The following is a 12891-nucleotide window of genomic DNA, read 5'->3' on the forward strand; positions in this document are numbered from 1 at the left end:
TTTAATCTTTTAAATTAAAACAAGAAAGGAGAGTATGATATCTCGTCTTCTCAGGACGAAATTATCATACAAGTATTAATATGACAAACAAATTAGACGTTAAAACAATGATTAAACTGTCAATATTTACAGTAGTGTTGTATATTTTGATAAGAGTTTCCTCTTTAGTATCATTAATTCCTGGAGTATATCCTTTCACGGCAGCTATAACTTTAATACCAGTTGGTATTGTGTGGATTTATTTAAGGATGAAAGTTAAAGCGAAATATAGCATTTTAATTCAATGTACCCTACTATCTATTCTAACTTTTGTTGGAGGCTCACCTTATTTTATTGCTCTTGGCATGCTGCTTGGAGGAGTTCTTGCAGAGTTTATAACTTTTGATAAAAATGGAAATTCCACCCACAGAAGTATTTTGTATGGTTATATAGGTTTTGGATTTGTTTTCTATATTTCAACATATCTTATTATGCTTGTTGCAAGAGATTACTATATAACCTATATAGAATCTTTAGGAATGCCTATAGATATGGTTCTAAGATTAGTAAACCTTGTTACCTTGCCTACATTTATTATAGGTATGTTACTTGTTCCTATTTGTAGTTTTATAGGACTTCATATTGGGAAAATAGTCTTTGTCCGCTATTTTAATAAGTAAGATTTAGGGCTGTTGCAGAGTGAATAAATCGTCCTTATATCATTAAAAGAACCCTCGCGAGAATGTTTACTAAATGAGCTAGCAGACTAAACAAAAAATTCTCTGAAAGAAGCTTTTAATGATAGGGCTCAATTTTCAGTGAAAGCTCCCTTCTACCGAAAGCGCCCTTTAATTTGAAGTGAACCCCAAAAGTTGGACAACAAAAATTGGGTTCACTTCATTGGGGTGCTTTTCCTTTTGTGGGTTTTGAATTGATATGTTTTAAGCTATAATCTAAATAGATATTGGGCATTTTGACCGCACGAAAAGTATACTTTCAAATGAAAATTTTTTAATTTTCTCTTGAAAGCTCCCTTTGGATATAAGGAGACGGTGCTGTTAAGGCCTGATGCTAATGAAGGATAGGTGTTAGATTAACTGCCTTGGGTGGAATGGAATGTAGGCGGTTTAGTTCTAACACCTTTTCGTTTAGTACTAGCTTGGCAATGATGTAGGGTGATTGGTAATTTAACTTCCTACGTACATAATTGTTTACCTGATTTGATACGAAATTGATGTCGTGTTTTGTAAGTCTGTTCATACTGAATCCTTTTGGGATCTTCTCTCTGAAGTGTTCATGGTTCTTTTTACATTTGCCTTTGTCATCAGAGCGCCTAGGTCTTGCGAAATAGATGCTGATGAGTTTTTCTCCCGTTTCGGGATCTGTCTCAAGCGATAGTGGGTCATGGAACTCAGTGCCATTATCGGTGAGTATCATAGTGAACATTTCTCTGAATAGTTTGATACCCAAAAAAGTTTTGATGGTATCGAATAGATACGTTACCTCAAACATGTTCTTGTTACGTAAGAGAAAATATAATTGAAGATTGGAACGTCTGTGTAACAGGGTCAGTACACACTTCTCATTACTCTCTTTCTTCCCGATGATCGTATCCATTTCCCATACGTTTACATCCGGTCCTGCTGTTTCTAGTGCTGCTAGGAAGTCCTCGTATTTGCGACCTTCGAGGAAGTCATAGTCGATTGATACAGGATGATGCCTTGAAGAACTGCGCTGTGTGTAGCGTACCTGACGTTTTAGGTCGATGTTTGCGATTCCTGGAATCTGGTGATCACGAATGTATCTGTATGCAGTAGAGGTAGATATATTTAGGTCGTTAGTATGGATGATCGTATCGATGGATTGCTTTTTAGGAATATTATTTTGAAATGCCAGCACCATCTCTAAAGACATCATATTAAAAAGGGAACCTTCACAAATAATAAAATCAAAAGAGGAACTTTCAAAAATAATTGAGAGAAGAAAAATATACAGGAATGATTGCACTAGTATGATTAAAAAGGGTAAAATCAGTATGTAAAGTTGGAGAAAATATATGGGAAAAATCTATACAATCGGGGAAGCTTTAATTGACTTTATTCCAGTACAGACAGCCGCAAATCTAAGTGCAGTGGATGCCTTTCAGAAAAGACCTGGTGGAGCACCTGCCAATGTGGCTGTAGCAGCTGCGAAACTTGGGGCTGAATCTTATTTTATTGGAATGGTTGGAGATGACTCATTTGGACATTTCTTAAAAGATACTATTCAAAATTATGGTGTTAATACAAGATATTTAAAGACAACAAAGAAGGCAAAGACAGCCTTAGCCTTTGTTAGTCTTGCAGAGGATGGTCAACGTGATTTTAGTTTCTATCGTAATCCAAGCGCAGATTTACTCTTAGATAAGAGTGATGTTGAAGAGGTAGTATTTACAAGTGAAGACTATATCAGTTTTGGCTCTGTTGACTTAGTAGAGTATCCTGTAAAGTATGCAACAGAGTACTTATTACAAAAGGCTAAAGCGGTGAATGCGACAATCTTGTTTGACCCAAATATTAGAAAAGATCTTTGGGATGATTTAGAAGAGTGCAGACAGACAGTGCTATCCTTTATGAAGTATGCAAATATCGTAAAAATGGCAGATGATGAAGTCGAATTTATTACAGGTAAGACAAGCGTTAAAGAAGCTATCGAAGTAGTCAAACAATATGGAGTAGAACATGTAATCGTTACGTATGGCCCAGAGGGTAGTGATGCGTACTTAAAGCATTGTCATAGCCATGCGGATGCACGTAAGGTCGATCCTGTTGATACAACCGGTGCAGGAGATACTTTCGTAGGCGCATTACTATACTACTTAGATCATCACAAACAAAAGCCAGATCATATTTCACCAGAAATGATGAAAGAGGGATTATGCTTTGCCAACCACGCTGCCGCGATCGTGACTACAAAGAAAGGTGCGATGAATGCAGCCCCAACATTAGAGGAATTACAGAAATAACAGTTTAGGAGAATACCATGTTTAAAAGAGCAGATATGAATACCTATGAAGCAGAGATTACTTGTCATTCCTGTGGGAAGAAAGAAAAGGTTAAAATCAAATCACTCATTGATACAGCTTTAGATCCAACTGCAGAAACAAACCTACTACGTGGTAAGTTATTCCGTCATAGCTGCTCGAAATGCCATACGGAACAAAACATGTTATATACATGCATGTATCATGATAGTAGTAAGAATCTATTGATTGGATATCCAGATAATCAGAAGGACTATGAAGAAATGAATTTGATGTTCAATCGACGCTATCATCGTGACAAGTTAGATGAAGCGCTCAATAAATGGATTGAAACATGCACGAAGAGAATTGTGTCCAGTCAATCTGACATGCAGGAAAAAGCACTGATTTCACTACTGGGTCTAGATGATCGTATTATTGAAATTGGTAAGTATGTAACAGGGGATTTAGCAAAAATCCAATCACAGGGTTTAGAGATTGATCATATGTATTTCAATACGAGTGGTGATGAGTATACATTCCTAATTCAATCAGGGGAAGGCATTGTAGGAGAAGTTTCTTTTACCAAAGAGCTATATCAAACATTAGAAGAACACTATAAACCATATCTAGCTGATGATGAATCGGTTGAAATTGATCAGTATTGGGTTAGTGATTTCCTTAGAAAAGTGAAAGAAAAACAAAGCCAGTCTTAGTGACTGGCTTTGATCGTTAGTTCAATCATGTGTAGTGCCGTAGCACGTAGTTCAAACTGAGCATTCTCTTGGATATGATTTAGTTTTTCTTCTACAGCAGATAATTGATTTGTCTGTGTACGATTTGTTTGTAAAGTAATAATGAGATTGTTATCTTGTACTTTTGTATCGATTACTTTTACATTACAGTCAAATTCATTTGCTAGTATCTCTGCCATATTCTGTGCAATTGTATAACGTGTCTGTTGAATATCTTGACGTAACTGATTGCGTTTATTGGCTTGTCTTCGTATAGAATATTTTTTAATGTAGTAAACCAATCGAATAAAAGTAATGAGAATAAAGATAAATAACGCAATCTGGTAATAGTCTAATGTAAGAAGTGAGAATGTCTTCTGTAAAGAATACATATATGCATGAATGGAAGAGAGTACGAGTGCGATACTTGTTGCGATTCTTGCATGATGTGGAATTGCCTGTAAAAAGGATGAGATAAACAATAGACTATATGAAATAAACTGATAGTCTTTGGTTGGCTCAGTACTATAGAAGATTTGATAGAGCTGAATAATAGACCAACCAAAGAATAGAATTGCCATCACTTGATAAAGTGTATATCGGCTATCTTCTTCCATCGGGTCAACATGGTCCCATAATAGGACGTCTACCTCTTCCGCTAACTTACGAGCACCAGAGGAGAAGTCGCTATTTGTAATCACAACTGCTTTGTCCAGCTTGTAATAAGCGATGCCAGAGAAGGCCTGCTGAACTGCATCGTTACCAACGGTTCCACTGTAGTACTTACACTGAAAACCATATTTCAAGCTGCCTTTGGTAGCGATGATATCAATGCCTTGATCACCACTTGCCTTGGTAATAGTTATATTCTTATATCCCAGTGAGGATAGGTATTTTGCACAACTGCGTTCGTATTGAATTCCGTTCATAAGGACATTATACAGTACTTATTTTGAATTTGTAGGAAGAAGAGTGAATAATTCATTTTTCCGTTTTTCTTCTTCAATGAGGTTGTTATAGGCAAGTTGTGCATAAGTTTGAAGTCTACTGGAATATTCATTTTCATCCCCAAATACAAAGTAGTTACCATCTTTATCAATACAACCTAGTGCTGATACAACAGGTACATCCTGATATATATTCTGTTGGAAGTTTTGATATGGCGTTAGCTTAACATTTGCGTTTTCCGCAAGTAAGGTGCTGAGATAGTTTGCGCTGATATAAGGGATTGTACCACTTGGAATATCATAGTTAGCCCACATGAAGAAATGGGTGATATATCTACGCTGGTTTTCCGCATCGCTTAGTTCGTGGAGTGTTTTGCCATAAAGTTCTTCATAGAATTCATCTTCAATAAATGGCTGGTGGTCTCCATACATGAGGATAATCGTTGGCTCAGAAACATTCTTGAAGTAATTTACAAGTTGTTCTAAAGCCATATCGCTGCGACGAATAACACTGAGATATTCCTCTGTTTGTGGATAGTCACCCTTCATAGAAGTGATATGAACATCGCGTAGTAATCCTGTATTGTATGGGGAATGATTTTGCATCGTCACATTAAACATGAAGAATGGTTTTGCTGTATCACGTTGCTCGTATAAATCAATAATATGTTGGAAATCCCATTCATCTGAAATGTAGTTTCGTAGCTTCTGATAATTTGTAATATCCTCTATACCTATATATCGATTAAAGTTCATGTATTGATAGGTATTTACTCGATTCCAGTTTTCCTTATAGTAAGGGTGGAAGGCGGTTGTACTGTAGTTTTGGTCAGATAATGTCATCGCAAAACCTGGTTGGGTATGTTTTTCATAAAGCGTATAGGCATTTGAACCGATTGGTAAAAAGGCCATAGAGTTACCGGTTAAGAATTCATATTCTGTATTACTAGTACCTGTTCCGATTGTAGAAACATATACATTTCCTTGAATGGTATTTTTATCATCCTTCATACTATTTTCAAAGGAAAGATACTCTTTATCGGTTTCAAACTTTCCAATCACCTGTAAATCGGAGAACGCTTCATTCATAATCGTAATGATATTTGGATGTTCTACCGTCGCATTTGGACGTTGTCCTAGTGCTGTTTCTGTGATGGTTTGTGTTGAATTTGTGTTCTCTTTTAATTGTGTTTCAAGAGTCTCCACATCATATCCATGTGGTTTTTTTAGTGACAAATAGCGTGTATTTACGAAGAACTCCGCAATCGCACCATAGTTTTCGTAGCCTCTTGCTTGATTGAAGAAGTCAGGTGTTGCGCCGAGCGTTACTTGGAAGAAATCGGTACCATAGAAAGTGATTAGAATTGCGGCAGACAGGAATAGACAAGTTGTACGATAAAGCATTCGCTGTTTTGTCTTCTTTGCTTTTGGTAGCCAGAATAATAGCGCAAAGATGATATTGATAACAGTTAGTGTAAAGAGTATCTGAACATTGAATGTTAGTTGATAGTTGGATGCGACACCGGCTGCTGTTTTAATCACGCTTATATCCCATGGTAATAGGGGGATGCCTTTAAACTGTTTTACATACATGTTCGCGATTCCAAAAATACATAGAATAACTGTGGTAATCGCAAAAGAGATTTTCATGCTTGCAAATAGTATGTAGAATATCATCGCAATCAGAAGAATAATACCGTAGTTTACAAATACATTACCGATACCTTCGATATCGGAAAGAAGATTGTTATTACAAAGTTCGACTGCCATTTCAATGAGCAATGGAACAAGTAAGATTGTAATCACTTTGATAAATTTATCTATCTTTGGCTTATGTGGTAACCACTTCAGCATAATAGATAAAATTGATACGATGATTGCAATCAAAAACATGGTATTTGTTTGATCTAATTTGTGATAATCCTGATAAAAATAGATATTTGTGATAAGTAAAATAGCTGTAATCACAAGTGGAATGCGTCGTCTTAATTTATTCATAAGAATATTATAGTTGGATTGTAACGGAATTGTCACTTTTGTTATATATACTAAACTTGCAAGATGGTAGAATATTGTTAAAGAGTCTAGTTATATCAAAGAAAAGTTATCATTTTGCTAGATATAAACTGTTATAGAAGATACAGGAGAATTGTATGTTAAAAAATAAGAAGATTTTGATTGCGGTACTTGTTGCGGTTGTGGTGATTGTCGCTACAATATTCACCTTTTTCCAAAAGAATCTAGGAGGTTCTAGTGGAGGAACAGTTGCCTATGTAGATACCATTAGTAATATCATGGGCTTTTCTGGTGGTGGAAATGATCGTTATTCTGGTGTGGTTGAATCCCAGCAGAGTGTAAAGGTGAATAAAAACCAAGAAAAGAAGATTGAACAAGTATTTGTGTCTGTTGGTGATCAGGTAATTCCTACAACGGTTCTTTTCCGCTATGATGTATCGGAAGCACAAAAACAAATCAGTTCTATTAATTTAGAGATTGAATCTTTAAATGGAACAATTACAGATAAAAATAAGGCTATCTCAGATGCACGAAATGATGGGACAAACATAGAACAAATCTCTATTTTTGAAAATGAAATTCGTGCTGCACAGTTGTCTATCCAACAAAAACAATTGGAACTCGCTGCCAAACAAAAAGAGATTGCTAGCGCAGATGTTCTTGCCAATACAAATGGTATCGTAAAGGCAATTAATGAAAGTGGTACTGATGCACAAGGTAACACAGCAGCCTTTATTGAAATTTCTCAGTCTGGTGAATTTAGAGTCAAGGGTACAATTGATGAAACATCCATTACATCTATTTCACTTGGACAAGAAATGATTGTACGTTCCAGAACTGATGAAACAAAGTTCTGGACTGGTAAGATTACAGAAATTAAGACAGAACCAAACGCAAAACAAAATGATATGTACAGCATGGGTGGTTCTAGTAGTTCTGAAAAGGCAAGCACGTATCCATTCTATATTTCATTAGATTCTTCTGACGGCTTAATGTTAGGTCAGCATGTTTATCTAGAAAAAAATAATGGCACTGCTGTAAAGAAAGATGGTATTTGGTTAGACGCATCTTATGTTGTAATGGAAGGCGAGAAAGCATATCTTTGGGTTGCCAATCAGAATCATCGCTTAGAGAAGCGTGAAGTAGAAGTTGGTGAATTGGATCAGAACTTATACCAGTATGAAATTAAATCTGGTGTATCTGAATCTGATAGTATTGCATGGCCAATGGAAGACTACAAAGAAGGTATGAAGACAGAATCAATCTCTACAGTAGGAAGTGGAGAATAAGTATGTTATTGAACTTACAAGGAATCTATAAAAGTTATGGCGGCACCATTGAAGTGCCTGTATTGAAGAATGTTTCTATACAGGTTGCGGAAGGTGAGTATGTCGCAATTATGGGTCCTTCTGGTTCAGGGAAAACAACCTTAATGAATATCATTGGTTGTTTAGATCGTTGTACAGAAGGAACCTATGAATTAGATGGCGCAGATATTTCACGTATTTCTGAGAATGAATTATCAGAAGTACGTTTAAAGAAAATTGGTTTCGTATTTCAGACATTTGAACTTTTACCAGGTGAAACAGCGATTGAAAACGTTGCCTTACCCCTTGTATATGCGGGTGTTCCAAAGGCTGAACGTGAAAAAGCAGCAGTGGAAGCACTGACAAAGGTTGGTTTGGGTGAACGTGTAAACTTCAAGCCAAATCAATTATCTGGTGGTCAAAAACAACGTGTAGCGATTGCACGTGCACTCATTAATCATCCACGTATTCTCTTGGCGGATGAGCCAACTGGTGCACTAGACCAAAAATCTGGTAAACAGGTTATGGAACTATTTGAAGAACTGAATAAAGAAGGTGTCACAATTGTTATGATTACGCACGATGCGCATGTCGCAAGCAAGGCAAAGCGTGTCATTCATATCATTGATGGCATGATACAGGAGGGCACGCATGAATAAAAAACGAGTTATTATTAGTGTTTCTATTGTTGCGGCCTTAGTACTTGGATACTTTGGAATCCTTCAATTCCGTAAGGCATCCCGCAAGGTGGATGTAGTGCAAGTCAGTGCAATGAATATGGGTGGTAATCCGATGGAATCACAGATGAGTGGTTTGGTATCTGATCCAGCTACACAGACTGTTACACCATCTGTATCTCAAATTATCACTGCGGTATATGTTACCGAAGGACAAGCAGTATCTGTTGGTGATAAATTGCTGGCGTATGATATTACAAGCTTGAACTATACTGTAGAACTAAAGAAGCTTGAAATTTCTACGACACAGCTTCGTTTAGAACAATCCAGAAAAGAATTACAGCAACTACAGAATACAAGGCCGGTGGAAAGAAGAGTAGCGCCAACATCGACTCCTGCACCAGAGCCAGAATATAAAGTGGATACAGAAGCAGTAACACAGGTAGAAGAAAATAAAGTATGGAACTATCTGAATGCGTTAACGGATGAGGACACAGAGTTTACAAAGGATCTTGATGAGCTAACAGCTCCAGCGACTCCAACACCGACTCCGACTCCAACACCAACACCAACTCCAGATCCAACAGCCACACCAACTCCTACCCCAACACCAACACCAGCTCCTACCCCAACACCTGCTCCTACTCCTACGCCAACGCCAGCAGTTCCTGCTGTAAACACATATGCAAAGGGTACAAAGGCAAATCCATATCACTTTGCGATTAAACATGATGGCTTCCTTTCTGGTAAGTTTATTAAGGAACTCATCCAGAAAGCAGAAACAGATGGAAAGACATTCTACGTTTCTATAGATGTTTATTCAGAGGATGATAAGACGAAGGGTCTTGAAGATTCTTGGTTGGTATCTGTAGATAAGTTAAAGTCAATCTTAGGTACTGTCACAGATGATATGGCAAAACTTGATATTCAGACACGTGTGATTCATAAGAATCTTATCGAACCACAACAACCTGAACCTGAAATTGAACCAGAGGGAATGACAGCTTCTGAACTTGTACGTGCAATTCATGCCAAGGAATCTGAAGTGCGTGAGTATGATATTGATGTTCGTCGTAAACAACTTGAACTATCTGAACTACAGACACAATTAGCAGATGGTGTTGTTTACGCAAAACGTAGTGGTGTTATCAAAGGTCTAAAGGATATGAACAATGTCCCTACAGATGGAACACCATTCTTAACTGTTGCAGGTGGAACTGGTACAGAAGTAAAGGGTTCTATCTCTGAGCTATTATTAGCAACAATTCAAAAGGGAACAAAAGTATCTGTAACAAGTTATGAAACAGGATCTATCTATGAAGCAGTCGTAACACATATTGATAACTTCCCAACAAATTCTGGGGAAGGTTTCTATGGTGGTAATCCAAATGTTTCAATGTATGGTTTTACTGCATATATTGAAAAGGGTGATGATTTGAAACAAGGTTCTTATCTCTCCTTATCACTTCAACAAGAGAATACAGACACATCTTCTATCTATCTCAGCAACGCTTTCATCCGTGATGAACACGGACAAAAGTATGTTATGAAGGATGTGGATGGTAAGCTTGTTAAGACATATATCAAGACTGGTAAGGTATATTTCAATATGTCGACTGAAGTATTGTCTGGCCTTTCAGATACAGATTATATTGCCTTCCCATATGGTGATGGTGCGATAGAAGGAACTCGTACACAGATTGGTATGGATGATAATGCAATGTTAGGAGGCTACTAATGGGCGAGAATATTAGATTATCAATTCGTGGAATCCTATCACATAAGATGCGTTCGATTCTAACAATGCTAGGTATTATTATCGGTATTGCGGCAATTATCGCTATCGTTTCCACAATCAAAGGTACCAATGAACAGATTCAAACTAACCTCATCGGCTCAGGTGTTAATACAGTCAATGTACGTATGACACAAGGTGACTGGGAATATGACTTTGGACAGGGCATCCCTGGTAAATACAGAGAAATTTCTGCTTCTCAAAAAGATGATTTAAAGAATATTCCTGGTGTAGTGAATGTATCACTCTATCATCGTCGTCAGGTATATGATGGTGTATTCCATCTGACAAACTCCTTAACAGGTGGATATGTATACGGTATTGATGATACATATTTACAGACAAATGGCTTGGTTGTAAGTCGTGGTAGAGCTTTCTCTGCAAATGATATCGATAAGAATCGTAAGGTTTGTTTATTGGATAAGGTTTCTGCAGAGCAGTTATTCCAAGGAGAAAATCCAATTGGAAAAACTGTAGAAATTCAAAAGGAACCATTTGTGGTTGTTGGTGTAGTTTCACCAGCGGTAGAGTTTGAACCAACGATTAAAAACATGAATGATTACTATACATATAACCAGGATACTTCTGGAAAAGTATATGTACCTACATCAGTGTGGCCATTATTATATCAATATGATGAGCCAGAAAATGTAATCTTACGTGCTACAGATACAAACTCAATGACTACAATCGGTAAGCAAGCTGAAGAGATTTTGAACGCTACAGCAACTGGCAATAACGAAACTAGTTATAAGTCAGAAGACTTGATGAAACAAGCCAAGCAAATCCAACAGTTATCGCAAGCAACAAATACAATGTTGTTGTGGATTGCGGGTATTTCCTTACTCGTTGGTGGTATTGGTGTTATGAATATCATGTTAGTAAGCGTAACCGAAAGAACGCGTGAAATTGGTTTGAAGAAGGCGATTGGAGCACCAAAGAAATCGATTCTGATTCAATTCTTAACCGAAGCAGTCGTTCTAACATCGACAGGTGGTGTGATTGGAGTTATCTCAGGTGTCATACTTGCATTCTTGATATCGAAGTTAAATGGAACACCGATTGCGATTAGCGTAGAAGCTTCTATCTTTGCGGTATTATTCTCAATGTTAATTGGCATTGTATTTGGTATCCTACCATCATACAAGGCCGCAAACTTAAATCCAATCGATGCATTACGTCGTGAGTAAGTGGTTGATGAGATAATCATCAATCACTTTTTTAATGCGAAAAATGTTTGAGAATGATATCATTATAAAAATGTCGACAGCAGGAGGATATATGAAATTTTTATTTGCCCCCGATTCATTTAAAGGTACGATGAGTGCTATCAGTATTAATCGCTTGTTAAGACATGCGACACATCGCGTGCTTGGAAGTGTGGAATATATCGATGTAACAATGGCAGATGGTGGAGAAGGTACAGTGGAAACTGTTACTCGTAATCTGCGTGGTTCAATTATGTATGTACCAACACATGGGCCATACATGAAACGAAGAGAAGCAAAGTTTGGCTTAGTGAATCAAAAAGAAGCAATCTTAGAAGTGGCGGAAGTTGTAGGATTACCACTTGTACCAGTAGAACAAAGAGACCCTCGCTATACATCATCCTATGGTGTTGGTGAACTAATTGCTCATATTCTTGAGGATGGAATCCGTGACATTAAAATTGCGATTGGTGGTACATCTACAAATGATGGTGGTATTGGTGCGATGCAGGCACTTGGCGTGCACTTCTTAGATAAAGATGGAAAAGAAGTAAAAGGAATTGGTGATAGTTTAAAAGATATCGTCACAATCGATACTTCATGCATGCATCCACTGGTACAGGAAGCTAAGTTTACGATTATGTGTGATGTAGATAATCCTTTATGTGGCCCAAATGGTGCGACGATGTGCTATGGAAAACAAAAAGGTGCTACAGCTGAGATACAAGCAGAACTTGAAAAGGGTATGGAAAACTACCGTCAAGTTTTACTTAAAACATTTGGAAAAGATGTAAATGATATCCCTGGCTCTGGTGCAGCAGGTGGAATGGGCGCAGCCTTCTCATTATTCCTATTAGGAGAAATGAAGTCTGGAATTGAAGTTGTCATGGATTTAATGAACTTTGATCAGATGTTAGATGGCGTTGATTATGTTATTAGTGGCGAAGGAAGAGCAGATGCACAAACACTGCATGGTAAAGTACTATATGGCATTGGTAGACGTTGCAAAGAAAGAAATATCCCAGTTATCGCAATCTGTGGTTGTCTTGGTGATGGCTATGAAGCGTTATATGAACACGGTATTACAAAGTTCTATGCCACAACAGATAAGGAACTATGTGAAAAACAAATTCTAGCTAATGCGAATGATAACTTTATGAAGACGGCTATTCGCATGTTTGAAGATATCAAAAATGGAAATATTTCTTAGTTGAAACCTTTAGTAAA

At 37.3% G+C, this 12891-nt stretch carries 11 protein-coding genes; 8 read left to right on the forward strand and 3 right to left on the reverse strand.

Going from position 1 to position 12891, the window contains the following annotated elements; translation table 11 throughout:
- The first annotated feature begins 80 nt into the window (after window positions 1-80).
- Complete coding sequence (locus RYK16_RS02755) at window positions 81-659, forward strand: MptD family putative ECF transporter S component (protein WP_314850615.1); 579 nt, start codon at window positions 81-83, stop codon at window positions 657-659.
- Between the two features lie 391 nt (window positions 660-1050).
- Here RYK16_RS02755 and RYK16_RS02760 read toward each other — a convergent pair whose 3' ends face one another.
- Complete coding sequence (locus RYK16_RS02760) at window positions 1051-1896, reverse strand: IS30 family transposase (protein ID WP_314850617.1); 846 nt, start codon at window positions 1894-1896, stop codon at window positions 1051-1053.
- A 139-nt stretch (window positions 1897-2035) separates the two neighbouring features.
- Between RYK16_RS02760 and RYK16_RS02765 the strand changes: the two genes are divergently transcribed.
- Both RYK16_RS02765 and RYK16_RS02770 read left to right on the forward strand, forming a co-directional pair.
- The gene (locus tag RYK16_RS02765) at window positions 2036-2983 is read left to right on the forward strand and encodes a carbohydrate kinase (protein ID WP_314850619.1); all 948 of its coding nucleotides are present in this window, start codon (window positions 2036-2038) and stop codon (window positions 2981-2983) included.
- A 17-nt stretch (window positions 2984-3000) separates the two neighbouring features.
- Window positions 3001-3696, forward strand: a complete 696-nt coding sequence (locus tag RYK16_RS02770; protein WP_314850620.1) for a CpXC domain-containing protein — start codon at window positions 3001-3003, stop codon at window positions 3694-3696.
- On the opposite strand, the gene RYK16_RS02775 is transcribed toward RYK16_RS02770, so the two are convergent.
- Together RYK16_RS02775 and RYK16_RS02780 are read right to left on the reverse strand one after the other, a co-directional pair.
- Window positions 3693-4643, reverse strand: coding sequence for a restriction endonuclease (locus RYK16_RS02775; protein WP_314850622.1), 951 nt, complete (start codon window positions 4641-4643; stop codon window positions 3693-3695). The genes RYK16_RS02770 and RYK16_RS02775 overlap by 4 nt on opposite strands.
- 18 nt (window positions 4644-4661) lie before the next feature.
- The gene (locus RYK16_RS02780; RefSeq protein ID WP_314850623.1) at window positions 4662-6659 is read right to left on the reverse strand and encodes an LTA synthase family protein; all 1998 of its coding nucleotides are present in this window, start codon (window positions 6657-6659) and stop codon (window positions 4662-4664) included.
- Window positions 6660-6814: 155 nt separating this feature from the next.
- On the opposite strand from RYK16_RS02780, the gene RYK16_RS02785 reads away from it, so the two are divergent.
- From RYK16_RS02785 to RYK16_RS02805, 5 genes are all read left to right on the forward strand, one after another.
- Window positions 6815-7966: an efflux RND transporter periplasmic adaptor subunit gene (locus tag RYK16_RS02785; RefSeq protein ID WP_314850624.1), complete on the forward strand. Its 1152-nt coding sequence runs from the start codon at window positions 6815-6817 to the stop codon at window positions 7964-7966.
- Window positions 7967-7968: 2 nt separating this feature from the next.
- Window positions 7969-8643: an ABC transporter ATP-binding protein gene (locus tag RYK16_RS02790; RefSeq protein WP_294207359.1), complete on the forward strand. Its 675-nt coding sequence runs from the start codon at window positions 7969-7971 to the stop codon at window positions 8641-8643.
- Complete coding sequence (locus tag RYK16_RS02795) at window positions 8636-10399, forward strand: biotin/lipoyl-binding protein (RefSeq protein ID WP_314850625.1); 1764 nt, start codon at window positions 8636-8638, stop codon at window positions 10397-10399. The genes RYK16_RS02790 and RYK16_RS02795 overlap by 8 nt, the downstream gene beginning before the upstream one ends.
- Window positions 10399-11646 (forward strand): ABC transporter permease, encoded by a 1248-nt coding sequence (locus RYK16_RS02800; protein ID WP_314850627.1) that lies wholly within the window; start codon window positions 10399-10401, stop codon window positions 11644-11646. Before RYK16_RS02795 ends, RYK16_RS02800 begins: the two co-directional genes overlap by 1 nt.
- A gap of 91 nt (window positions 11647-11737) precedes the next feature.
- Window positions 11738-12874, forward strand: coding sequence for a glycerate kinase (locus tag RYK16_RS02805; protein ID WP_314850629.1), 1137 nt, complete (start codon window positions 11738-11740; stop codon window positions 12872-12874).
- The last annotated feature ends 17 nt before the right edge of the window (window positions 12875-12891 follow it).

Origin of the sequence: uncultured Solobacterium sp., assembly GCF_963550625.1 — a bacterium.
GTDB lineage: Bacteria > Bacillota_I > Bacilli_A > Erysipelotrichales > Erysipelotrichaceae > Bulleidia.